21 protein-coding genes are annotated in these 24,313 nt (G+C 57.1%); 10 read left to right on the forward strand and 11 right to left on the reverse strand.

Translation table 11 applies throughout. From position 1 onward, the window contains the following. Nucleotides 1–26: 26 nt before the first annotated feature. From RHP74_RS12545 to RHP74_RS12575, 7 genes are read right to left on the reverse strand one after another with little or no spacing between them, the layout of a single operon-like run. Nucleotides 27–1,412: an ATP-binding protein gene (locus RHP74_RS12545; RefSeq protein ID WP_311099703.1), complete on the reverse strand. Its 1,386-nt coding sequence runs from the start codon at nt 1,410–1,412 to the stop codon at nt 27–29. Continuing rightward, a complete protein-coding gene (locus RHP74_RS12550) occupies nt 1,409–2,071 on the reverse strand; it encodes a response regulator (RefSeq protein WP_010459585.1) in 663 nt (220 codons plus the stop codon). The genes RHP74_RS12545 and RHP74_RS12550 overlap by 4 nt, the downstream gene beginning before the upstream one ends. Nucleotides 2,072–2,082: 11 nt before the next feature. After that, the gene (locus RHP74_RS12555; protein WP_077750500.1) at nt 2,083–2,727 is read right to left on the reverse strand and encodes a tetratricopeptide repeat protein; all 645 of its coding nucleotides are present in this window, start codon (nt 2,725–2,727) and stop codon (nt 2,083–2,085) included. Continuing rightward, nucleotides 2,724–3,533, reverse strand: coding sequence for an SDR family oxidoreductase (locus tag RHP74_RS12560; RefSeq protein ID WP_102595682.1), 810 nt, complete (start codon nt 3,531–3,533; stop codon nt 2,724–2,726). The genes RHP74_RS12555 and RHP74_RS12560 overlap by 4 nt, the downstream gene beginning before the upstream one ends. Then, nucleotides 3,520–4,194 (reverse strand): TenA family transcriptional regulator, encoded by a 675-nt coding sequence (locus RHP74_RS12565; RefSeq protein ID WP_077750499.1) that lies wholly within the window; start codon nt 4,192–4,194, stop codon nt 3,520–3,522. Before RHP74_RS12565 ends, RHP74_RS12560 begins: the two co-directional genes overlap by 14 nt. Next, nucleotides 4,191–5,672, reverse strand: coding sequence for an AMP-binding protein (locus RHP74_RS12570; protein ID WP_172790784.1), 1,482 nt, complete (start codon nt 5,670–5,672; stop codon nt 4,191–4,193). The genes RHP74_RS12565 and RHP74_RS12570 overlap by 4 nt, the downstream gene beginning before the upstream one ends. After that, on the reverse strand, nt 5,662–6,339 hold the full coding sequence (locus RHP74_RS12575; RefSeq protein ID WP_042932122.1) for a thermostable hemolysin: 678 nt from the start codon (nt 6,337–6,339) through the stop codon (nt 5,662–5,664). Before RHP74_RS12575 ends, RHP74_RS12570 begins: the two co-directional genes overlap by 11 nt. A gap of 205 nt (nt 6,340–6,544) precedes the next feature. On the opposite strand from RHP74_RS12575, the gene RHP74_RS12580 reads away from it, so the two are divergent. The 6 genes from RHP74_RS12580 to RHP74_RS12605 all read left to right on the forward strand — a co-directional run bounded on the left by RHP74_RS12580 (nt 6,545) and on the right by RHP74_RS12605 (nt 13,119). After that, nucleotides 6,545–7,114, forward strand: a complete 570-nt coding sequence (locus tag RHP74_RS12580; RefSeq protein ID WP_311099712.1) for a cytochrome b — start codon at nt 6,545–6,547, stop codon at nt 7,112–7,114. Between the two features lie 528 nt (nt 7,115–7,642). Beyond that, nucleotides 7,643–8,005: a DUF6124 family protein gene (locus RHP74_RS12585; RefSeq protein ID WP_010459606.1), complete on the forward strand. Its 363-nt coding sequence runs from the start codon at nt 7,643–7,645 to the stop codon at nt 8,003–8,005. 512 nt (nt 8,006–8,517) lie between these two features. Then, a complete protein-coding gene (locus RHP74_RS12590) occupies nt 8,518–9,585 on the forward strand; it encodes a CBASS cGAMP-activated phospholipase (protein WP_311099715.1) in 1,068 nt (355 codons plus the stop codon). Continuing rightward, on the forward strand, nt 9,585–10,877 hold the full coding sequence (locus RHP74_RS12595; protein WP_311099717.1) for a CBASS cGAMP synthase: 1,293 nt from the start codon (nt 9,585–9,587) through the stop codon (nt 10,875–10,877). Before RHP74_RS12590 ends, RHP74_RS12595 begins: the two co-directional genes overlap by 1 nt. Before the next feature lie 6 nt (nt 10,878–10,883). Further along, nucleotides 10,884–12,662: an E2/UBC family protein gene (locus tag RHP74_RS12600; protein WP_311099719.1), complete on the forward strand. Its 1,779-nt coding sequence runs from the start codon at nt 10,884–10,886 to the stop codon at nt 12,660–12,662. Continuing rightward, nucleotides 12,655–13,119, forward strand: coding sequence for a Mov34/MPN/PAD-1 family protein (locus RHP74_RS12605; protein ID WP_311099720.1), 465 nt, complete (start codon nt 12,655–12,657; stop codon nt 13,117–13,119). Before RHP74_RS12600 ends, RHP74_RS12605 begins: the two co-directional genes overlap by 8 nt. Nucleotides 13,120–13,581: 462 nt before the next feature. On the opposite strand, the gene RHP74_RS12610 is transcribed toward RHP74_RS12605, so the two are convergent. Together RHP74_RS12610 and RHP74_RS12615 are read right to left on the reverse strand one after the other, a co-directional pair. Then, on the reverse strand, nt 13,582–15,264 hold the full coding sequence (locus RHP74_RS12610; protein WP_311099722.1) for a Shedu anti-phage system protein SduA domain-containing protein: 1,683 nt from the start codon (nt 15,262–15,264) through the stop codon (nt 13,582–13,584). Nucleotides 15,265–15,661: 397 nt separating this feature from the next. Beyond that, nucleotides 15,662–16,765, reverse strand: a complete 1,104-nt coding sequence (locus RHP74_RS12615; protein ID WP_311099724.1) for a DNA alkylation repair protein — start codon at nt 16,763–16,765, stop codon at nt 15,662–15,664. 351 nt (nt 16,766–17,116) lie between these two features. Here RHP74_RS12615 and RHP74_RS12620 point away from each other — a divergent pair, with 351 nt between their 5' ends. The 3 genes from RHP74_RS12620 to RHP74_RS12630 all read left to right on the forward strand — a co-directional run bounded on the left by RHP74_RS12620 (nt 17,117) and on the right by RHP74_RS12630 (nt 20,269). Further along, nucleotides 17,117–18,028, forward strand: a complete 912-nt coding sequence (locus tag RHP74_RS12620) for a LysR family transcriptional regulator (protein WP_172790790.1) — start codon at nt 17,117–17,119, stop codon at nt 18,026–18,028. A gap of 105 nt (nt 18,029–18,133) precedes the next feature. Next, nucleotides 18,134–19,156 carry an LLM class oxidoreductase gene (locus tag RHP74_RS12625; RefSeq protein ID WP_311099726.1) on the forward strand — a complete coding sequence of 341 codons (1,023 nt, stop codon included), beginning with the start codon at nt 18,134–18,136 and terminating at the stop codon, nt 19,154–19,156. A gap of 21 nt (nt 19,157–19,177) precedes the next feature. Beyond that, nucleotides 19,178–20,269, forward strand: a complete 1,092-nt coding sequence (locus tag RHP74_RS12630) for an alkene reductase (RefSeq protein WP_311099728.1) — start codon at nt 19,178–19,180, stop codon at nt 20,267–20,269. A gap of 71 nt (nt 20,270–20,340) precedes the next feature. Here the strand turns inward: RHP74_RS12630 and RHP74_RS12635 are convergent, their stop codons facing one another. Both RHP74_RS12635 and RHP74_RS12640 read right to left on the reverse strand, forming a co-directional pair. After that, nucleotides 20,341–20,952 (reverse strand): glutathione S-transferase, encoded by a 612-nt coding sequence (locus RHP74_RS12635; protein WP_311099730.1) that lies wholly within the window; start codon nt 20,950–20,952, stop codon nt 20,341–20,343. Nucleotides 20,953–21,027: 75 nt separating this feature from the next. After that, a complete protein-coding gene (locus tag RHP74_RS12640; protein ID WP_077749729.1) occupies nt 21,028–21,948 on the reverse strand; it encodes a MurR/RpiR family transcriptional regulator in 921 nt (306 codons plus the stop codon). 311 nt (nt 21,949–22,259) lie between these two features. Between RHP74_RS12640 and iolC the strand changes: the two genes are divergently transcribed. After that, nucleotides 22,260–24,197, forward strand: a complete 1,938-nt coding sequence (gene iolC, locus RHP74_RS12645; RefSeq protein WP_311099732.1) for a bifunctional 5-dehydro-2-deoxygluconokinase/5-dehydro-2-deoxyphosphogluconate aldolase — start codon at nt 22,260–22,262, stop codon at nt 24,195–24,197. Nucleotides 24,198–24,313: the final 116 nt, after the last annotated feature.

Raw genomic sequence — 24,313 nt, forward strand, 5'->3', positions numbered from 1 at the left:
TTCGGCGGCAACTCGCGGGTGGTGCGCTATAGTGGGTCGCGGGGTTGGCTGTCGGGAATCGACAGCGTGGCGCGCAAGCCGCCTTCCGGGCGATTGGCCAGGGTGATGCGTCCGCCCAGTCGGGTGGCGATGGTGTTGACGATGGTCAGGCCCAAACCCGCGCCATGGGCATTGCCACGGCTGTAGAAGCGTTCGAACAACCGCCCGCGATCCGCCTCGTCGATACCGGGCCCCTGGTCCTCGACGCTCAGCGAATAGAAGCCATCCGCCTGACTGAGTTGCACCGTGATGACCCCATGCTCCGGGGAAAAGTTCGCCGCGTTGCTGATCAGGTTGTTCAAGGCGATGTCGATGGCGGCGGCGTCGGCCACCACTTCAAAGGGGCGATCGGTGACGTCGAAGGCCAGCTCAAGGTTCTTGCTCAGCAACCACGGCGTGAGCTGCACGAGGCTGTCGCGCACGGTGGCGGCAAGGTCGATGCGTTGCTGTACAGGTGCGATGGCTTTGGGTTCGAGGCGGGCCATGGTCAGCAATTGATTGACCAGGCGGCTGGTGCGGTCGACGCCGGCGATCAGGAATTCCAGGGATTCACGGCGCTCCTGTTCCGTGCCGGCTTCCAGCAGATTTTGCGCATGCACACGCAGCACGGCCAGCGGTGTGCGCATTTCGTGGGCGGCATCGGCGATGAAGCGCCGCTCGCGGCCCATCACTTCCTGAATCTGCGCGAGCATGCGGTTGAGCGCCGCTTGCATCGGCTCCAGCTCACTGGGCAACGGCGTCAGTTGCAGAGGCTCCAGCGAACCGCTGTGCCGCGCGCGCAAGGTCGCCGCCATGTCTTCCAGCGGCTTGAGGCCCCAGCCGATGGCCAACCAGATCATCGCCGCCAGAATCAGGCTGCCCAGCACATTGGGCCCCAAGGTATGGCGCACGATCCGGTCCACCAGGTCCGAACGCACGTCGTCCCGTTCGCCCACCCAGATTCTCAGACCGTTCTGTTTGTCTACCAACAGGAACGCACGCCAATGGCGGTTGTTGAGGTCCACGACGTCGCTGAAGCCGGGTGTCGACGGCGGCGCGCTGAAGGAGGGCGCACTGGCCGTGTGCACCAGCACTTCGCCGTTGAGGGTCCAGACTTGAAAAGCCATCTTGGTTTCATAGGGATGGCCATCGACCCTCGGCTCGGCCTCGCCCAGCGCCTTGTTGAAGGCCTGATACAGATCGGCGTGTTCCTTGCTCGCCATCGGCATGCGCATCACCCCCTGCAACAGCCGGGCGTTTTGCGCGAGTTGGGCATCGTAGACTTCGGCGATTTCGTGATTGCTGTCGTGCAGGTTCAACAGGCTGATCACCGCCAGCCCTACCAGCATCAGGCCAATGATCAGCGTGAGCGTGCGGCGCCGGATCGACGTCATCGGCGCTCCTCCACCAGGTAACCGACACCACGAATGGTGCGGATCAGGTCGGTGGAGAATTTTTTGCGCAGGTGATGGATGTGCACTTCCAGGGTGTTGCTTTCGGCTTCTTCATTCCAGCCATACAGCAACTGCATCAGATGATCGCGGGTCATGACCCGGCCCGGCGGTGAGAGCAATTCGTGGAGCAGCTGATATTCCTTGGGCGTCAGAGCCACCGGCTCGCCCAGGTAACTGACTTGCTGGGTGCCGGGGTTCAGGCTGATGCCGGCGTGTTCGATCAGCACCTGGGCGCGGCCGGCACTGCGCCGCAACAAGGCCCGCAGGCGAGCCTTGAGTTCCGCCAGATCAAAGGGTTTGACCAGGTAATCGTCGGCCCCGGCGTCCAGCCCGGCAATGCGGTCTTCGGTCGCATCCCGGGCGGTGAGGATCAGCACCGGCAGGTTGGAGCCGCTGTCCCGCAAGCGGCGCAGCACTTCCAGCCCGTCCATGCGCGGCAGACCGAGGTCGAGCACCGCCAGGTCAAAGGTTTCACTGAGCAGCGCGTGCAAGGCGCTGGTGCCGTCCTTTAGCCAATCGACGGTATAACCTTCGCGGCCCAGGGCTTGATGGATGCCCTCGCCGAGGGCCACGTCGTCCTCAATCAGTAATAAGCGCACACGGACTCCTGTCAGTTGAGTTTCTTGTTCACGTCCACCAGCAACGTTTCGATCTCTTTGCGTCGCCCGGCGTCGGCGAGTTCACGGCCTGGTCTCGGGGCGGCTTGCAGGGCTTTTTGCAACGCGCTGCGGGCTTCGCTGTAACGTTTTTGACGGTAGAGGTGATCGCCCCAGAAGTACAGACTATCGATGCCCTCCGGGTTGAGTTGCAAGGCCTGTTTAAGTAACTGTTCGGCCTTGTCCGAGTCACCGAAACCGATGGGCCAGCCGGGGACGCGATCATACAACGCGCCGAGGCTGGTATAGGCCGAGCCTTGCAGGGCTTTGGGGTCCAGCGTCATGGCTTTTTCCAGATCGGCTTTCGCGGCCTTCACCTTGCTCAGCGCACCGAGGCCACCTTGGGCACCGGCCCAGCTGCTGTTGACGATGCCGGACCAGATCCAGGCTTCGGCCACCGATTGACGTTCCTGAGTGAACGCGGATGCCTGGCCTGCCAGTTTCTCGAATGCAGCGGTGCGTTGCGCTTCCGGGACTTCGTATTGAATGTGCGCCCAGCTTTGCTGGATGCCCTGGAGGCGTTGCTGATCGGCGGGTTCCAGTGCCCAGACACTCTGGCTCAGGGCTCCCAGCAGCAGGCAAGCGATGATTTTCTTCATGGTTTGAGGGTCTCGTTGTCGGGCTTCTGACTCAGGCGACGGATCAGCGGCAATTGCTTGCGCAAGCCACGGTCCACCAGATTGGGCAGCAGGCTGTTGAGGCGCACAAAAAAGCGCTCCGGCCAGCCGAGGTACAAGTCGCGTCGGTCACCGGCAATCGCATGCATCACTGCGGCGGCAACGGTTTGCGGATCGTCGACGTTGGCCTTGAGCGCATCGTTCAACGCCTGCGCCGCCGGGCTGTTCATGCTGGTGCGGGTAGCGCGCGGGGCGACGTAGAGCACGCTGACCCGGGTGTCCGCCAACTCCCGGCGCAGGGCCTCGGAAAACCCGCGCAAGGCAAACTTGGTGGCGCAATAACTGGCGTAACCGGGGTAACCGATGGAGCCGTAAGTCGAGCCGACGTTCACCACCATCGCGCTCTCGGCTTGTTTGAGCAGCGGCAGCAGGGTTTTGGTCAGGCAAATCGGCGCGCTGATGTTAAGGGCCATCATGGCGTGGATATCGCTGTCCTCCAGCTGCTCAAGCATGGCGAAGTGATTGATCCCGGCGGCGTTGATCAGCAGGTTGATCCCGCCAATCGATTCGGCTGCGGTCAGCACCTTGCGTCGGTCGGACAGCACGGTCAGGTCCGCGCCGACCCAGTACAGGTTTTGCGGATAGCGTTCAAGCAAAGGCCGCAGCGGTTCCTGGTGCCGAGCCACCGCCAGCACCCGGGCGCCGCTGGCGCACAACGCGGTGGCGATCGCCAGGCCGATACCGCCGCTGGCGCCGGTCAGCACCACGCGGGCATCATGCAACTTCATGCAGGGCCTCCCCGTCACGCGGCAAGCCGCGGAACATATCGGTGTAAAGTTTGTACACCACTTTGGAGGCGTGAATCACCGCAGCCTGGTCGTCCGGATCGTCGAGGGTATTCATCAACCGGCGATAGGTCTGCATGTGCTCGATGTCCAAAGAGCCATGGGAACTGAGGTAACTGAAGGCGCTTTCCGGCAACGCCAGGCGCTCGCGGATGCTGCCGGCGGCGTGGGTGGCCAAGGCAATGCTGGTGCCTTCCAGCACGTTGACCATGCCGAACAGGCCGACCGGGTTGTCGCGGGCAATCAGGTCGTAGAGGTAGCTGACCATCAATTCAATCGGCAGGCTCGGACGACCGTCGCGCACGGCAATGCGGTCGCCGCCGCAGGCTTCGATATCGTCCAGCACCCACTGCTCGTGACCGTATTCCTCCTCGATGTACTCGCACACCGCTTTACGCAGCCATTCCAGGCGCGACGGCAATTTCGCCCCGCACGCCATCATCAACGGCACGGTGTGGCGCACGTGGTAATAGGCTTGCGCCAGGAAGGCCCGGTAGCTTTCCAGGCTGACCTTGCCCTCAAGGGCATCGCGGATGACCGGCAGGTTGAACAGTTCATGGCGTTCGTGTTGCGTGGCTTCTTGCAGCGTGTCGAAAAAACTCATGATGCGGATTCCTCGGAAAGTACAGATTCAGTCAGTTGCGCCCGGTAGCGCTCGATGATGGCGTCACGGCGCGGGCGGCCATTGGCGGTAAGCAGGCCATTGGCGGGGGTGAAAGGTTGATCGAGACGGGTCCAGTGATGGACCTGCGCATAACCGGGCAAGGCCTCGTTGGCCTCGGCGACGGCGGCAGCCAGTTCGGCGTCGGTGCAGTCCGGGCGATGGGGCCAGAGCAGCGCATGGTTGTGCGGCATGGCTTCGCCGTAGACGAAGGCCTGGGCGATATGGCGGCGCTGGGTCAATTCGGCCTCGACCCATTCCGGGTTGACGTTGCGTCCGAAACTGGTGACGAATTGATGCTTCTTGCGCCCCTTGAGGTAGAGAAAACCGTCCGGGTCGAACTCGCCGAGATCGCCGGTCGGCCACCATTCATCGGTGTGCGGCGCCTCTCCCAGATAACCGAGCAAGGTCGAACCCTTGACCAGCACCTCGCCGTCCTCGGCCAGACGAATCGTGACGTGGGGCAGGGGCCGGCCGACACTGCCGAGACGGCGCGCTTCGGGGCGATTGAGGCACACCACCGAGGCGCACTCCGACAGGCCGTAACCTTCGTAAACAGGGATGCCGATGCGTTGCGCGCGGTGCAGCAACTCCTCGGCCACCCGCGCGCCACCCACCGCCGCAAACCGCAACGAGTAGGGACTGAAGGCTTTCTGCTCGGCGGCGCTGACCAACATCTGCAACAACTGCGGCACCAGGATCAGGCTCTCGGGCGCCCGGGTGGCCAGGCAACCGAGCAGACGCGGCACATCAACACCGCTGGCGCCCTGAATCCCCAGGGTTTTCTGGCTGGGCAAACTCAACGTGGCCCCGGCATACAGCGCGGCGTAGCAACCGAGGTTTTCCAGCAAAATCGCCAGGGGTAACAACGCCAGATGATGCTGCGGATCGGCGGGTTTGCTCGCCTGATTCAGTTCGCGAGCGACCGTCAACAGGCTCTCGGCGCTGAGACACACGCCTTTGGGCGTGCCCGTGGTGCCCGAGGTGAAGGTCAGTTTGGCGGTCCCTTCCGGCATGCGGTTCGGGCCGCTGAACGTGCGGCGCCAGAACTCACCGGTCTTCTCGTAGCCGGCCGCTTGCAACTCGTCGTCCAGCGCGGGTTCGGCAATCACCCGTTCGGCCTGGCTCTGCTCCAGACAATGGGCGCGCTGAGCGGGGCTGAAAAAAGGCGGCAACGTCAGGCAAGTCAGGCCTTCGAACAGCGCGGCCAGGTCCCAGAGCATCGCTTCGACGCCATTGTCCAACGCCAGCGCAATCACCTTGACCTGCTCATCGCGCAGCCGTTGCTGGCGATACACCACCTCGGCATACAGCGTGGCGTAATCCACCTTCTGATGATCACCCCACAACGCGATGGCGCTGGTCTTGCGCTCGGCATGGCTGCGCAAGGTCTGTTTGAAACGCTCGGTTTCAGGCGACATGGCTGGATTCCTCAAGGGATGTCGGCAAACCCAGGCGATTGAACATCCCGATGTTGCGCAAATGAATAAAACCGGCGCGGATGTTGCCGACGTGCACCCAAGGCTTGCTCTCGTAATAACTGCCCCAGTGCTGTCGTTCGTCCCCCAGCCGCTCAGGGTCGGCCGCGCACAGCGTCACCGGTTTCAAGCCCAGGCGATGAAAGCTGTTCACCAAGCCGATGTTGCCGGTGAACGCCACCCATTCCAGGCCGCCCATGGCCAGCAAGTAAGTGATGGCAATGATGCTCATCCGCGCACTGCCGGTGTCACTGGCGGCCAGATTGCCGACCTCGACGATACCGGCACGATCCACCGGGCGGTCCGCCGCAGCGCTGATCAGCGGCTCGATCGACTCGTCCAGATAACGTTCCAGAAACAACGACTCAGCATTGGCCATGCGCACACCGGCCACCGCACACAGCGAGCCGGAGGCATCACTCATGCCAAACAGCTCCGGCATGAAATGACGAATATCGGCGCCATGGGCCTTACGAAAACGTTGCTGAATAAAGGCTTCAAAGACCGGGCGCTCGACGTCGTCCGGTAACGCCCTGGCCAGGTTCATCGGCGGAGCTTCGGCCTGGCCGAAGCGTAGGGGTAGAGGAATATTCCATTCAAAGTCAGGCATTGGAAGACGCCTCCCGAGTAAGTGTGGGAGAAGTATCGAAGCCATTTCTTAACGGAATCTGAAGGTAAGAAAAAGATCATCTTCCGCTGTCTTCAGATTGCCTTAAGACTTCGCGGGCAGGGTGTGCCCCGTCGGTGCGTTGACACACCGCACCCCGGCCGCACGAATGACTCGGCCGCCGGCAATGACATTCATGAGGCCCGTTATGACCCGCGAATCAATGACCCATCGGTATGGAAAACTCTCGATCACCTTGCACTGGCTGATGCTGGTACTGTTCGTCGGCGTGTACGCCTGCATCGAAATCAAAGGCCTGCTGCCCAAGGGCCAACCGTTGAGAGCCATGTTTCTCGGGCTGCACGGCCTCTTCGGCTTGAGCATTTTTGCCCTGGTGTGGGTGCGATTGCTCGGACGCCTGACGCCTCGGCCACCGATCACCCCGGCACTGCCCAAATGGCAGACCGGCGTTTCGCACCTGATGCACCTGGCCTTGTACGTATTAATGATCGCCACGCCGCTGCTGGCCTGGCTGATGCTGTCCGCCGGCGGCAAACCGATGCCTTATTTCGATTTCTACCTGCCATCGCCGGTGGCGGTTGACCCGGACCTGGCCAAGCAATTCAAGTACTGGCACGAACTGCTCGGCAGCGCGGGTTACTGGCTGATCGGCCTGCACGCGGCGGCGGGGTTATTCCATCACTATTGGGTCCGCGACAACACCCTGACCCGCATGCTGCCCGGCCGGTCCAATCCCATCAACCAGCGCCAGCGTTAATCCCAAGCCCGGTGCCAACCAGACACCGGCCATATCCATAGCCACCCCGAGACCCCGAATTCACCCCAAACCCCCTGTGGGAGCGAGCCTGCTCGCGATGGCGTCATCCCAGACGCCATCAATCTCAGCCATGGATTCCCACTTCGATATTCACTGCCTTAAACATGTTTGAGCCCCCACGTTTAAAGACACTCAGTGTTACGTCCGAACGGCTACAACGCCTTGCGTCATTGCCTACGCGTACGCCAGAATCCGCCGGCTTGTGCGTCTAGGACACGGGTTCTATCGTGGCGGGGTCACTGAAAAACAGTGATCGGGTTTGGTAGCCCGGATCGTTCTAGACTCATGGCTTCACCTTTACGCAGTCGGTTTCACAAGACTTTGCGTTCATGGTGGTCATGCGTGGGGCCCACTTGTGGGCGCCGGGTTCTAGTGCGACCGGTCTACCAACCCGCGTATGGCCGCCACCCTCCGTTTGGTAGCGAGAGAGTGATGGTTCCTTGAAATATTCGCGCTAGAGGTTTCACCATGATCAAACCAACACCCAACCCACCGGACACCAATCCGGCATCCCCCTACGAATCTCTCGATTCCAAAAAACTCCACGAAGCCGCCGAACGCGCCCTCGACCACTACCTCAATCCAGGTGCCAACATCATGGCCAGCACCCACGAACCCGAACCCATGTTCCTCGCCAACCCGGCATACGACACCGAATCCCTGCTGGCCAACGCCAGCGAATCACTGGGCTCGGCGACTACCATGCTCAGCAATTTTGCGGCGTTGCTGGATAACTCGCACCGCAAGACGCTGCTGGGGATTACGCAGGTGGTGATGTTGGGGGAATTGGCGGTGAATCAGGCGTTGGATAAGGTTGAGGTGAAGGAGTAAGGGCAATCCCTCTGTGGCGGTGGGTTAGTCCGTCGTCACAGAGGGGAGGGCAAGTCGGCAACTGTATCCATGAGGCTCGGCTTTTGGGCGAAATTGACTCATTGCTGGCTGCTATCGGCCCAGAGTGTGTAAAAACGCTGCGCCAAAATTGAAGTGTGCGCGTCTACGTTAAATCTGAAATTTATCGGCACGTCAGCAGATGTGGATTTTGCGTAGAGGCGCGATTTTCAGTCCGGTTTTGAGTACCTGTCGCGCTCAAAAACGTTTTTAAACAGCCTCGGCCAAGAGCTGCCATTTGTGAAAGACCTCAACCAGCATCCGCCATGTTCTGGGCGAACTGATTATTAGGCTTCAAGGTTTCCAAGGGACTTTGAGCTAGTCAAACCAGAGAAGGCTGACATTGCGCAGCCGCCTCGCAGAGTCACCTTAAAAAATAAATTTACACTGGCCTCTTGAAATCTACATAAGTGACCTCATTTTAGTATCACAAAGCCACTACAATGAGGCGCTCTATGGCAGTACATAGCGGTAGCATCAAAATTCTCAGCCTAAATGGTGGGGGAGCCAGAGGCTTATTTACCATCAATGTGCTCGCTGAGATTGAGCGAATCATTGAACAACAGACCGGGCAGTCGAACGTAAAAGCGGGAGAGTACTTCGATCTGATTACTGGCACCTCAATTGGCGGGATTCTGGCGTTAGGGCTCGCATCAGGAAAAAGTGCTAGGGAGTTAGAGTCGGTCTTCCGCGTCCAGGCCCCCCTAATCTTTCCGCGGATGAGCTCTTGGCGGAAAAAATTGAGGGCTGCTTTTAGTGCCCGATACAGCAGCAAACCACTCTTTGATGCCGTCGCAAGCATGATTGGAGCCGATATCACATTTGGTGACTTGACACGTCGCGTCATGATTCCCGCTGTGAACCTCTCGACCGGCAAACCCCAGTTTTTCAAAACTCCTCATAATCCAGCGTTCAATCGTGACGGTCGCCTCAAGCTGATAGATGCAGCAATGGCTACATCGGCGGCACCTACCTACTTTGCGCCTCATCATTGCGTGGATTTGGATGCGTACTTCGCTGATGGAGGCTTGGTTGCTAACAACCCAAGCTTCATCGGACTACATGAAGTTTTCCGGGACATGACTAGCGACTTTCCGGACGCCACGGTTACCGATGTCAAGATATTGAATGTCGGCACACTGGGGGAGGAGTACACGGTGAGTCCGGCCGCGCTAGAGTCAAAGCGCAACCGTGGCTATCTCGGATTGTGGGGCCTTGGTGAGCGATTGGTGCTGACCACTATGACCGCGAATCAGCAGCTTCATAAAGCAATGTTGGAGCGGGAGCTCAGAACCTATAACGCATCAGAAAACTACGTTTATCTTGACGATATCGTTCCTAACGAAGCTGCATCCGATATCACTCTGGATAACGCAAGCGAAAGTAGCTTGCGTAACCTCGCAAGCCGGGGAAAACAGCTGGCTACTAACGAGTTTACAAAGAACCCTCTATTGCAAGCTTTCTTCAAACATCCGGCAGCGCCCTTTGCTGTACCTGGTCCCGTCCAACAGGAGCAAAAGTGATGAGTTGGAATTTCCACCGCTATTACAACGACAGCACCGATGGGCTCATTAGTAAGTTGAGATTAGCAGACCCCTGTGTCGTGAAGCTTAAAGGATTGCGCGACCTAGCCCGAATCCGCACAAAAGAGGTTTTCAACGAAGCGAAAGAGCTCGTCAGAACATCCAGCGCGACCATCTCTCTCGAAAGTATTACAGCTCGAGTTGCGAACACTCGGCTAAAGTATCTAAGCCCGCAAGCTCAGACTGAGGCAGCAAAGCTTCTCAGAGACATGGATGATGAAGCGCGGAAAGCTTTTCTGTCTCTTACACCGCGCTTTTGGACACAGGGAAGTTTTCAGTACGATACACTCAATTATCCGTACGCCACCCCGCCTCAGGAAATGGACATAGATGATGGCACATATCTCCCGATGGCCATCTTTGAAGATCGTCCCGTTATTGGCCACCAACTGCTCCTGCTTCTTGTGGACTCATCGCTGAAGTCCTTGGTGCATGAAAACGAAGGCTGGCAATTTGAGGCCAAGCGAACCTGTGCTCGAATCAAAATCCCTGCAGAGCACACACATATTGATGTCCCTATGTATGCAATTCCAGAAGACCAATTTTTGCTCAAGGAAGTAGCTCTGGCGAAAAGCCGTGGCATGGTCATGGATTCGATAAATGGGTCGTTTTCATTAGAAAGTGCCGACTATGAGCTTGATGAGGACTGCGTGAACCTGGCGTTGCGCGAAGGTGATCAAAAGTGGATGAAGAGTGATCCAAAAATTGTCGAAGACTGGTTCAACGATAGTTGCCGGCGCATTGGCCCTCACCTACGCAGTATTTGCCGTTTTATGAAATCGTGGCGAGATGTTCAATGGGAAAAGGGTGGGGGCCCTTCGTCTATATCACTGATGGCCGCTACCGTCAGTATTCTTGATCGGATTGCACACGATAAAAATGATCTTGGTGCAACGATGCGAATGCTCGCAAAGTACCTTCCTGACGAGTTCTCAAAGGGGGTGGAAAGCCCAGACCACACTGACGAGAAACCGCTCTTTCCGCCGCGAATTGAGCACGAGGAGCGCGAGTTGGAAATCATGGCAGGACTCTCTGAGCTGCACGGTATTTTGATTGATGCTCAGCAGTGCGTATCTAAAGAGCTCGCTCTCCAATCTATCAATCGTGCGTTCGGCCAGCGGGTGCTCAAAAGCGACCTTATTGTTAGTGAAAAGTCTGCCCCTGCGTTTGCCAATGAGCCTACACGTGGTGCCCAAGCTGCGACCATCAGCAACACCATGGCGAGCGGTTAACACTAAATGCTTAGTGAGCTTCATCAGGTATTGCTGGGGTGCGGGTTTCAATACACCAAGGCCCGGCACATCCCTGAAGGTACGCCTCTGTGTCTCCTCGACGTCGCGAAAGGGTTTTACGTCAAATCTTACGGAACTACGGGTGGCGAGTTCAGCATTGCTTTAAGCCTCCCTATAGACCCTCATATCACTTTACCTACTGCGTACATTCTCAAAAAGCCTGACCAGTACAAGAATCGATTGCTGCCACATGTCAATCTGGGGTGGTACCTGTGCTATGTCCGAGAGATGGAAGCTGACTGGGATGCGAATAATCTGCAGGAACTCTATCTGCAGGTCGATTGCCAAATCCAAACTACGCTAAATGCCTCAGTCGCCTCAGCGAATCAAGGCTCGCCCGATGACCGAGAAATGGAGGGCGAGTTCTCATCCTATTGGCTATCCCAGAAGAAGTTATATCTACTCTCAGATGCATCAGAAAAATTAGAAATGGAATGTTATGTGACTCTCAATGAGAGCGGATTAGCAAACCCCGGAAAGGCCTCAGGTGAGGAGTGGGTTGCCTATGAAAAAGAAGACGAAAGCGAATTCAATGAGTGGCTAAAGCAGAGACACCTTACGAAGCAAGACGGAAGGACGATTCTCACAACCTATTTCAAAATCAACCCTTCCCGCCTAGCCGGTGTGGAATGGCCACCACAAAATCTCCGCGCACTACTCCATTGGCTTACCGAAGTAGATCTAAGTGCTCGTAGCCGTCTGCTGGATCACTTTGTGAATAATCCGGTGAAACGGCATGTGCTTCTTTTCGATGTTCGCCACCAAGACTTGGTTGGGCTCTTTGTTGAGCTCGATATTGCTGCGACTGGATTGAATACCTATCCTCGGAAAAAAAATCGGAAGAAACACACGGGGCGCGTAGTCAAATCGAAGACGCTGATCACATGTCTTTCCGCCAAGCGCTCGGTTCATAAATTCTCTCGACTTGGGGTAACTAGAGCAGACAGAAAGACGATTTTGAGCCGCAACCGCCGTCGATCAGCAACCGGCGACTTGAGTACTAAACGCATTGCACTCATAGGCTGTGGAACCATTGGTGGATATCTATGTGGCTTGCTGCTTCGCTCTGGCGCAGGTTGCGGAAACACTCGATTTGATCTCTACGACGACGACTCATTCGGACCTCAAAACTTTGGACGCCACCCACTCTCAACCTTAGATTTTGGGCAGAACAAAGCAAAAGCTTTAGCAGCCGCGCTTAAATCCTCTACACATTTAAATTGTAAGGTAGAGGGGAAGCCTACTAGTTTTTCAATTACCCCTGAGCTGTTGAGCCAGTACGACATCGTCATTGATGCAACTGGCCGGCCTCCAGTGGCAAAACGCTTGGCTCACGTAGTTCGCACAATACCAAACAACAAGCGTCCAAAGGTTGTTCACGGATTCAACGATGGCAACGGTCGTTCATCAAAAGTCATGATTGACGATGGTAGTTGTTGCTACGGGTGCATGCTTATTGATCCCGCATTCTACAAAAATGGCTTGGATTTACGGTTTAGCAAAATCAGTACGGCCGAGGAACGCTTCGTCAGTTGCGGGAATACCTTCACTCCCTATGACGCGGCTGTCAGCGTTATCACTGCGGCTATGATGCAGGAAGCTGTACTTTCGATTTTGGAGCCAAGTCTTAGCTGGACGTATAGCGAACATATGTTGGACGGTAGTCGGTCCAAACAAGCTCGACTTTTACCTCGACAACGCAATTGTCCCATTTGCCATGACTGACACTGAGCTGACATTTACAGATAAGCATGGTGGGTTGCTGGTGATTACGTCTTCTCCTCTAAAGAGAATGCTGGCCTACCGCCAACTCAGCTGGCTTAGTACCGAAGCTGCCGGAGTGCTCATCGGGGAACGTCGTGGGCCGCACTTGGTGGTTCATCAGATATCCGAGCCTGGACCTGGCGATATCAGGCGTCGATGCTTTGTGGACCGAAGAGGAGCGCATCATCAAACTGCTGTAGATGAAGCCTTCATCAGTTCGTCAGGGATGCTTCAATATCTTGGCGAATGGCACACCCATCCGGAGGACTCTCCGTCACCTTCATCTACTGATTTGGACACATGGCAGCGGCACCTCATTGCCGGCCACGAAAAAATGGTCTTATTGATAGTAGGTCGTAAGGAAATTTGGGCAGCCCAAAAGGACGCCCAAATAATTACCCCTCTTCTTGAGGCTTAATAATTGCTCGCTACTAAAGTTCTTGAACAGGTGCAGTAACTGTAAAGAAAACGATCATTATTTGGGTGGTATGAGTGACGGACCGCTTTTGGCCCAGAGTGTGTAAAAACGCTGCGCCAAAATTGAAGTGCGCGCGTCTACGTTAAATCTGAAATTTATCGGCACTTCAGCAGATGTGGATTTTGCGTAGAAGCGCGATTTTCAGTCCGGTTTTGAGTACCTGTCGCGCTCAAAAACGTTTTTACACAGCCTCGGCCGATTGCAGCCTCTCGCGAAGGGCTGCAATTGGAAAAATACAACCGCCCCCTTTTTTCCTTTTTTAGCATCCAGATGCTACCGGCTAGGAACGTGTATTTTTTTTGGACTGAAATAACAGGGCCTGTTCACTCGTAACCAAATACCAGGGATCTCTGGGGAGCTGTGGTTTAAGCATATACGATGGGGCGCTTGGATGCCGATAGCTTATTCGTTATCTATAGTTAGCCCCGCCGCGTCCCACTCAAAAAGTCGAGTGATCACCCTACGCAAGTCGTCTCCGTACCTGTCAGTGATGTAAGCGAGAAAATTGTCTGAGGGCAGAACCGGGAGAAGTATAAATAGACCTTCATTGTACTTTTCTGGTGATATTAGTCCGAGTCGATAGAGGTCTCCCGTCACAGGATGCTGTTGTACCTCGCTCACATTTTCAAATAACTGTATTGGGTGATGGAAATAATCTAAACGGGCGAGTAAAACTTGCCTCAGAAAATGGGCGTGACCTTCTGGCAGAGATCGAAGTCGCAATAACCAGTTTCGTAAATTTGCATGCTCCATAGGGCTGTGTGATTGATTAAAGCCTAGCGATTTACTTAGTTTGTCCAATTGTATGGAAACATTAATACGATTGAATAAATGCCATTCACGCTCGTGATCTGCGCGGTATGGCACGGAGTCGTTACTATTTGCGCCCGCACTCCATCCTTGTAATTGCTCCTGCAAGCTAGGACCACGTAAGTGAGATGCACACACCATCACCACAGCTTGGCCATTACTTGCTTTAAATTGTTGTGGTCCTCTCCGTACATAAAAGCCAATGTCCTCAGGACTATTCATAATTGGCAATCCACATCCTGGGATCTCACATCGCCCCCCTGCGCGCTGGAAAATCATGTGCTGAACGTCCGGGAATCCGAAGGGGTTGTAGAGGGTGTAGTGATAGCCGATCCTTTTGAAAATGGCCCCCGGCCCTATCATTTCTAAGCCATGAGGATCTGTGTCTGGAAGTTGCTTGAGTTCACAAATAAGAGATCGAACTTCTGAAGCGTCAGAGGTAAGGGTTGCAACCTTATGCACTAAACGTTGCCCATTCTGAAGGGTGTCGGCAATGACTCCTCCATGATTTAGGCGCAACATATTGTTTCGCTGGCTCGATTTTCTTGCCTCTCTTATCATCATTGAGTAAGTCATGACCAATATGTTCTGTTCGTGCAATATATTGTCTAACAGTTGCTGCTGAGCGTCAGATTCGGGAGCTTTGTCGCCGATTACTAATAAATAGTCAAACCTCAAGAAGACATTATTTTTTACGCCATTATCATCAAAAATTTTGTATGGGTATTGTTCAAAAAGACGCTTAAGCTTGAGTAATGATGCTTGTCGCTCAGCTGGAAATGTCAGCTCGGATTTCCACTCATTTACTTGTCGAAGCGGCCCATTTATGTCGGAGTGCAAACAGTCTTTGCCTTTCTTACGCGTAAAAACTTTTCGTGCGGAACTTTCTATCTCGACAAGAGTTACTTTGATGATGTTCGCTTGACAGGTGATATAACAAAAATCTGGTATGTGCTCGCTAGATAGTTGGCGCTTAGAAATAATTGAGTTCAGGTAGAGGCCGCCTAGAAATAGTCTAGGTGTGAATATTAGATGCGGATTTTTAATTAGATACCGATGCAGGCGGTTCTCATCATGAAAGTTTTCGCGTTCGCGCTTGAACTTTGCGGATTTATTGTTAGATGAAGGCTTGGAGCGCACATGAAATATACTTACCTTTTCGCGTGAGTTGCTTTTCTTGGCTTTTCTTTTCGCATTTTGAGCTTCGACTTTTTTTCGTACCGATTGCCGAGTTTTTTCAAGCTCCTCCTCAAATCCGTTGAATGCGCAGCCCATGCTTACTAACCCCTATGATGTCCACCGTCCCTGAATCGTATTCTAAATTGCGATGATGGGGTAAGCAGCTCGCCTAACAAACGTGCGAGGGATGACGCAAGGAAACATCTTGCTTAAGCAGCTTTGCTGATTCCCGTTGGCTAATCAGTGAGGCTAGACCCTCGCTATCGACCCAAAATTGCTCAAAAAACGGGACGTAAAAAAACGGGGCGGATTTATTTAACGGCCAATTAGCGCCTGCCTTTGTAGCAACTGTCGAGGCTGGGAGGCTGCACTTGAGGGCGTGATCCTCGCAAATTGGCGTACGCGGTGCTCCTGAAAGAACCAGCTGCCTGATTTCACGACTGCTTCGCAGCCAAACGCAGCCTCGCGCTGCTCGGCAGCTGCTACAAAAAAGTTAGGCTAGGATTTCGAATGACGTGCTAGCTAGACGCTCGCCGTTCACCAGGATGTGCACCGCATGTTTCCCCACATAGTGCTTCCGAGTAGTCAGCTCCTTGATCTGCTGCCCACGACTAACCCGCTCAGTCGCCCCACCAGCCAACGTCAACGCCTTCAGCTTGAACACCTTCGCCGAAGTCCCCCCATTGGCCTTCACATAATCAATCGCATAATCAATCACCAGCCGCTGACTCTCCGCCACCGTGGATTTCACCGCAAACGACAACGTAATCTTCTCCCCCAACCGAATCACCGCCGGCTCCACCTTCACCCCAACAATCTCAACCTCAGCCTTACCACTCGCCCCAATAATCGCCAACGCCCGCTGGTTTCCCTGCTTGATCAAACTGCGCAACGCATGCTTGGCAATCCACGCCGTGTGCTTGTTCTCCAGCGACCACCCCTCAATCAAGTCCAGCACCCACTCCGGATGGTCCTTGGTGATGTCATTCAGGTGATTGGCCACCGACTTGCGCACGTAAAGGCTGTCATCTGCCTTGAGGTTGTCGAGAATCGCCGCCGCCAATGTCGGATCACTCTGAATCTGTTCCAACCGAAACGACCATGGCAAACGCGGCCGACTGCCTTCGCTGGCCAGGCGCCGCACGTGCTCGTTCTCATCCCGAGACCATGCCTGCATCAGCGCCAACGACCGTTGCAGATCGCTGCGCAGAAAATACCGGATCGCAAATTCCGCAGACCCAAACGCGGTGAAGTATTTGAGCGCGTCCATCGAGCGCTCGAAATCATGCGCGCCATACATCGCCACGTAGTGCGGCAGCGAGATGCTGACGAAGCCGCTGTTGAGGCGGGGGGCGAGGGCGCGTAGCACTTCGAGGGATTCGTCGTAATCCAGCGGCAGCACGGCGTGCAGGCATTCGCTGACGCGGGCCATGCGTTGCATGATCGACAGGTCGGCGAGGCCGTCGTTGGCCATTTTCAGGAAGGCTTTGGCGTTGAAGGCCGGGTAGACCGCCGTCATTTCGGTTGCGATGTGTTTGAGGCGTTCGGCGTTGAAGATTTCCTTCAGGGCCGGGGCAGGTTGTTCGGCGGCGGTCATGGTCGGGTCCGTTCGAGGGGGCCGGTCAGGTTATCGGGGTACTGATGAAAGCCTCAAGCTTTTCTGTCTGCGCGGCGAATTCTGTGATAGTGGCGGGCTCACGGGTCAAATCATTCCCCGGGGGATCGACGTTCGCTGACGCTGACGATGGACGCTCGGGCCGGTTCGGGAGGGGAGTTGAGTGGGTCCATACGGACGGTGCCTGTGAAGTACGCTTCAGGGCCTTTTATCGAGGGTTGCGAGCCTGCGCGCTTGAGGATCATGATCCGGTCCTATTGATAAATGAACAGGAAATTTTATGGGCCTCACGCTCCACATACACTCTATGCATGTCCTGGAGTAAAGCGACCCATGGAAGCCAACCGTTTTGGTGACATCGCTGCATTTGTCTGCGCCGTAAAGGCTGGAAGCTTTACCGCGGCGGCGGCTTCTCTGGGCCTGACCCGGTCGGCGGTGGGGAAAAGCATAGTTCGCCTGGAAAGCCGGATGGGCGCGCGGCTTCTCAATCGCACGACGCGCAAACTGAGTCTGACTGACGAGGGGCAGGTCGCCTATGAGCGCTGGCGTCAGATTCTCGAAGATCTGGATGAAGTGGACGCGACCATGGCCTTGCGTCGTGGGCGGCCCACCGGGACCTTTAAGCTCACGGCACCGCTGTCCTTTGGTCAGCGCCACATTCTGCCGATTCTGGATGCTTATCTGAAGCAGTGGCCTGAACTGCGGGCGGATGTCTGGTTTACCGATCGCTTTGTTGATCTGATCGAGGAGGGCATCGACATCGCCATACGAATTGGCATGCCCAAAGATGACTCCCAATTATTCACCCGTACCGTGGCTTGGCAGCAATTCGCGACGTGTGCATCGCCTGCTTATCTGGCCCAACGCGGCGTGCCGCAAACGCCCGCTGACCTTGTCGGGCATGACACCATCGCTTTATTCAGTGGGGAGCGGCCGACCGTCTGGCGTTACCAGACACCTGCCGGCCTTCATCTCTACGAACAGCCGGGGCGACTGAACATCGACAGTTCAGAAGCCACGCGAGAAGCGGCGCTGGCAGGCATCGGCCTGATTCATCTGCCGACCTACATTACGGGTAACGACCTGCGCGATGGCACGTTAGTGGAAGTGTTGAAACCCTATCGCGCACCTCCTGATCCCATCAGAGTCGTCTACACCAGCAAGCGTCACCTGTCCCCCCGCGTTCGCAGGTTTATTGACCTGTTGATCGAGCGTTGGGAAACAGGCGTGCCGTGGGAAAGATAGCGATATTGGGGACTCAGCGGACCGTGTAACGGTCGCGAACTGCTGTTTATCCAGCCTGGGGAATCAATAAATATGTCAGTCATCGTCACTCACGGGACTGCCATCATGACTACCGCCACACACTTCTCGCCGCCAGCTCAACCTGCCACTTTACCGACCGCCCATCCTTCGCTTGAGCGCCATCCCGGGTTTCAACGCTTGTTTAAACCGCAGGCGCTCACGATTGGCCTGATCTTGCCCCTCGAAACCCACCCGGGCAGACCGGCGCCGACCATGCGTGATCACGTGGAGATGGCGCAACGCGCCGAAGCGCTGGGCTTTGGTGCCTTATGGATGCGCGACATACCTTTCTACGACCCGGATTATGGTGATGTGGCGCAGATCTTTGAGCCGCTGGTCTACATCGGTTACCTGGCCGCCGCCACCCGCAGCATTGTCTTGGGCACCACGGGTATTGTGTTGCCGACCCGTGATCCGATGTATCTGGCCAAGCAAGCGACGTCCCTCGATCAACTCAGTGAAGGTCGACTGGTGTTGGGGCTGTCCTCGGGTGATCGATACAGTGATTACCCGATGCTGGGCATCGATTATGAATCCCGTGGCGATCGTTACCGTGATGCCTTTTCGGTGTTTCGAACCCTGATCGAGCAGAGCTTTCCGCGTTTCCGCTCCGAGCGATTCGGTGGCTCACTCGGAAACCTGGACCTGGTGCCGAAAGCGCCGTATGGCCGCGTCCCGTCAATTGCTGTCGGCCAGGCGCAACAGAGCGTTGAATGGTTGGCTCAGCACCTTGATGGCTATCTTGCTGGCGTCCAAAGCCCGGAGCGGTTGGCAGCGTTGGGCGAGAGCTGGCACGCCGCCGTGCAGGAGGCGGAGAACCGCAACGCTTTCAAACCGTTGGGCCTGGGCGGCTATTTCGACCTCAGCGACAACCCGGATCAGCCATTCCAGCGCATCCAGGGTGGCTTCCGGGCAGGGCGCAACGGCCTGCGTAATTACCTGGAGCACGCGCAATCTGCCGGTGTTTCGCACATCGCGCTCAACCCCAAGGTCAGCCGTCAACCCTATGGCGAAATCCTCGACGAACTCGGCGAGTACGTTTTGCCGTACTTCCCGTCACACGCCTGAGATCACGCGGAGGAATCACTCATGTCATCACTTTTCGACTCTTATGACCTTGCGGGTCAGTTGCTGCCCAATCGCATCGTCATGGCGCCGATGACCCGCGCTCGCGTCGAGGGCACCGTGCCGTCTGAAGACATGGCGACCTACTACGCCCAGCGCGCCGGAGCCGGCCTGATCATCAGTGAAAGCGCGCAGGTTTCTCCGCAGGGACGTGGCTACCTGTATACCCCGGGGATCCACAGCGCAGCGCAAATTGAAGGCTGGAAGCGCGTGACTGATGCTGTTCATCAAGCCGGGGGACGCATGTTCCTCCAGCTCTGGCATGTGGGGCGCGTCTCGCACTCTTCGCTGTTGGACGGATGCTCGCCTGTCGCGCCTGTGGCCATGCCCGCCAGTCAAACGTTGGTGCATGCTTACGACAGCGACGGCAAGCCTGCGCAAGTTGCGGTGAGTGCGCCCGTGGCGTTGGATGCCGAGGGGATTCGGCAGGTCATTGCAGACTTTCGCCTGGCCTCGGCCAACGCCCTGTCGGCAGGTTTTGACGGTGTCGAAATTCACGCCGGCAACGGCTATCTGTTTGAACAATTCATCAACGGCGGCTTCAACACACGTGAAGACCGCTACGGTGGTGCGCCGATTGCGAATCGCCTGCGATTGCTGCTTGAGACGGTCGATGCGGTGAGTGCGCAGATCGGCAGTGCGAAGGTGGGTGTGCGCGTGTCGCCTTTTGCCCACTTGGCGGACCTGCACCCGTTCGATGGCGAAGAGGCCACTTGGCTCGCTCTGGCCGGAGCACTGTCGCAACGCCAGATTGCCTACTTGCATGCGAGCCATCTCGGCACGCCGGACTTTCAAAAAGACTTCCGCGCCGCTTACGACGGCACCTTGATGGTGTCGGGCGGGTTCACCCTTGAAACCGCGCAGCAGGCCATCGAAGAAGGATTAAGCGACCTGGTGGTGTTTGGCCGGCCGTTTATAGCCAACCCCGATCTGGTCAATCGCTTGCGCCATGGCTGGCCACTGGCCGAAGCGGGAAGGGAGGCTTACTACGGCGGGGGCGCGCATGGCTACATCGATTATCCCGCGTACTCGTCGCCAGTCGCAGAAAGTGCCTAGCGGACCCGTCGTGCAGCGCCGGGGCAGGCTGTTCGGCGGCGGTCATGGTCGGGTCCGTTCGAGGGGGCCGGTCAGGTTATCGGGGTACTGATGAAGGCCTCAAGCTTTTCCGCCTGCGCGGTGAATTCGGCGATGCGCGGGAAGCGTGAGGCGTCGACTTGGTCCGGTGTCACCAGGTTGGTGAAGCTCCAGGCGACGGCGAGGGTGATGCCGTCTTGCTCTATCAAAGCGCCGTTGGCCAGAGGCTGTTTTTCCAGCTCGCGTTCAAGCGCTGAATAGGCTGCGGCGAGTTGCCCTTCGACGCGCTCAACCCAAGGCTGGTATTGAATTTCGGCGGGGCGCAGGTTGCGTTCGTAGTAAAGCTGAACGGACTTTTCGCACGCCGCCAACCCGAGCCCGATCAGGCGCCATGCGCGCAGCCGTTGCGTGAGGTCGCCGGGCATCAGGCTTTTGCCAGGGCCGGCGAGGGCTTCGAGGTAGTCGATGATCAGGGTCGAGTCGATCAACACTTCGCCGTCGTCCAGCACCAGGGTCGGCGCTTTGACCACGGGGTTGATCTGCTGGAAGTGCTCGAAGTGGCGGAACACCGAAACCGACTCGTGCTCCAGGTCGATGCCCAGGTGTGTGGCAGAAATGGCCACGCGCCGCACGTAGGGCGAATCCAGCATGCCGATCAGTTTCATTGAACCGCTCCTTCAGGTGTCCATGTCGGGATGGACTACCTTAGCTGAGGTTCGGCGACCTGCAAGCGGCCTTGGTTAATCTTCGAAACCGACTTGCTCGTGTATCTCGTCGACCTTCAATTCCAGGCGATAGGCCACGGCGATGAACAGCGCCTGACACAGGCACAACGTCGCGCTCAACGAGCGGAAGGCGAACGAGCTGCCTTCGTTGACCAGCAGCACGGTGTTGGCGCGTTTGGCCAGGGGCGAGAGGTTGCTGTCGGTGATGATCAGGGTTTTCGCCTGGTTGTGCTGGGCGATGCGCAGGCAGTGCTGGGTTTCCTTGCCGTAGGGCGTGAAGCTGATGGCGATCACCAGGTCATTGGCGCGCACGCTGCGCATCTGCTCGCGATAACTGCCGCCAAGGCCGGAGACCAAGTGGATGCGCTTGTTGGTGTGTTGCAGGTTGTAGACCAGGTAATCCGCGACGGCGAACGAGCGGCGCACGCCGACCACGTAGATGTTGTCGGCGTTGACCACCAGGTCCACGGCTTTGTCGAAGGCCTGGTCATCGAGTTCCAGCCCCAGCCGTTCGATGCCCGACAGAGTCGCGTCGATGCACTCGCGTGCGAGGTCGCCGCCGCTGGCTTTCTGCGATTTGTTGGCGATCATGCTGCGAATGCGCTGCTGGTAGTTCTGCACCGGCGTGGTCTTGTGCGTGTACGCCTCGCGGAACAAGGCCTGCATTTCGCTGAAACCGCTGAACCCGAAACGCTGCGAGAACCGCACGATGGCCGACGGGTGGACTTCGCACTCGCGGGCGATGTCGCTGATGCGGTCGACCATGATCCGGTCGCTTTGCTGGCTCATGTAGCTGGCGATGCGTTTGAGCTGGCGCGGCAGGCTTTCGTATTCGTTGGTGATCAGCTGCAACAGACGCTCGGCATTGATCGGGGGGCTGGCGAGATCGCTGTCGGGCGTGCTCTCGGTCGTAGCCGGCTGATCGGTGCGGGACATAGGGAATCCTTCTGGCTTGTTCTTATAGGGCTGACTGGTGTGTCGGCCCCTGACAATAGGTTGGCTGTGCGCAGTCTACAGGGTAGGCCGGAATAAAATCTTGAGCTTGCGGCCGGCGTGCGGTTTGCTGAAACGATGCACTGTGTCTGGAATGCTTTTGTAGAAGTTTATTGGAAAAAATATTCCACGTAAAAATTATTTGGAATAATTATTGATTGTTCGGTCCCGGTCGTTTTAGTCTGCATCCCACCAAGAGCGTTCGGCGCCTCCATCGCCCCGAACGCAGGCTGATAAAAATAACAGGAGCCAGCATGGGCCAGACTCGTTTTGCCAGTGGGCGTCAATTGGATCTGATTTGCCTGGGGCGCCTTGGCGTCGACCTCTATGCGCAGCAAGTCGGGGCGCGGCTGGAAGATGTTTCAAGCTTCGCCAAATACCTTGGGGGATCGTCCGCCAACATCGCGTTCGGCACCGCTCGACTGGGCCTGAAATCGGCGATGTTGAGCCGGGTAGGGGACGACCACATGGGGCGGTTCCTCCTGGAATCCCTGGCGCGTGAAGGCTGTGACGTCAGCGGCGTCAAGGTCGATCCGGAACGCCTGACCGCCATGGTCCTGCTCGGTCTCAAGGACCGCGAAACCTTTCCTTTAGTCTTCTACCGCGAAAACTGCGCCGACATGGCGCTGCGGGCCGAGGACATCAGCGAAGCCTTTATTGCCTCCAGCAAAGCCTTGCTGATCACCGGCACCCATTTCTCCACCGACGGCGTCTATAAGGCGAGCATTCAGGCGCTGGATTACGCCGAGAAGCACAACGTCAAACGGGTGCTGGATATCGATTATCGCCCGGTGCTGTGGGGGCTGGCGGGCAAGGCGGACGGGGAAACCCGGTTTGTTGCCGATCAGAACGTCAGCCAGCATGTGCAGAAAATCCTGCCGCGTTTTGACCTGATTGTCGGCACTGAAGAAGAGTTTTTGATTGCGGGCGGTTCCGAGGATTTGCTCACGGCGTTGCGCAATGTTCGGCGTTTGAGCGACGCAACGCTGGTGGTCAAGCTCGGGCCGCAGGGTTGCACGGTGATTCACGGGGTGATTCCGGTGCGGCTTGAAGACGGGGCGATTTACCCCGGTGTTCGGGTGGAAGTGCTCAACGTGTTGGGGGCCGGCGATGCCTTTATGTCGGGTTTCCTCAGCGGTTGGCTGGAGGATGCCAGCGATGAGCGCTGCTGCCAGTTGGCCAATGCTTGCGGCGGGCTGGTGGTGTCGCGCCATGCCTGCGCCCCGGCGATGCCGACCCGCGCCGAACTCAATTACCTGTTCAACAGCCCGGTGCCGATCACCCGGCCGGATCAGGACGAAGTGCTGCAGCGTCTGCATCAGGTCAGCGTGCCGCGCAAACAGTGGAAGCAGCTGTTCATTTTCGCCTTTGATCACCGTGGGCAACTGGTGGAACTGGCGCACAAGGGCGGTCGCGACCTCAACGCCATCTGCGAACTCAAGCAGCTCTTTATCAAAGCCGTGGAGCGGGTCGAAGCGGATTTGCGCGAGCAAGGGATCGAGGCGGATGTCGGCTTGTTGGCTGATCAGCGTTTCGGCCAGGACTCGCTGAACGCCGCCACCGGTCGTGGCTGGTGGGTGGCGCGGCCGGTGGAAGTGCAGGGCTCGCGGCCGTTGGCCTTCGAACATGGGCGCTCGATCGGCAGCAACCTGATTGCCTGGCCGCAAGAGCAGATCATCAAGTGCCTGGTGCAATTTCATCCTGATGATGAGCCGTTGTTGCGCCTGGAACAGGAAGCGCAGATCAAGGGGTTGTATCAGGCGTCCCAGGTCAGCGGTCATGAACTGCTGCTGGAAATCATCCCGCCCAAGGATCATCCGTCGACCCATCCGGACGTGCTGTATCGCGCGCTGAAACGCCTCTACAACCTGGGGATTTACCCGGCGTGGTGGAAGATCGAAGCGCAGAGTGCCGAGGAGTGGAAGCAGCTTGATGAGTTGATTCAGGAGCGAGATCCGTATTGCCGGGGCGTGGTGTTGCTGGGGCTGAATGCGCCGGCGGCGGCACTGGCCGAAGGGTTTCAGCAAGCGAGCCAGAGCCAGACCTGTCGCGGGTTCGCGGTGGGGAGGACGATTTTCCAGGAACCGAGCCGCGCGTGGCTGGCCGGTGAAATCGATGATGAGGCGCTGATTGCTCAGGTGCAGGGCACCTTCGTCGAACTCATCGACGCCTGGCGCACGGCCCGCGCCTGACGTGACACCGCGTTATCGTTCTTCGCGGGCAAGCCTCGCTCCTACGGGAAGCCGCGTTGATCTGTAGGAGCGAGGCTTGCCCGCGAAGTCGGCCTCAGACTCAACGGAAATTTAGA

Origin of the sequence: Pseudomonas sp. SG20052, from assembly GCF_031766055.1 — a bacterium.
GTDB lineage: Bacteria > Pseudomonadota > Gammaproteobacteria > Pseudomonadales > Pseudomonadaceae > Aquipseudomonas > Aquipseudomonas mandelii.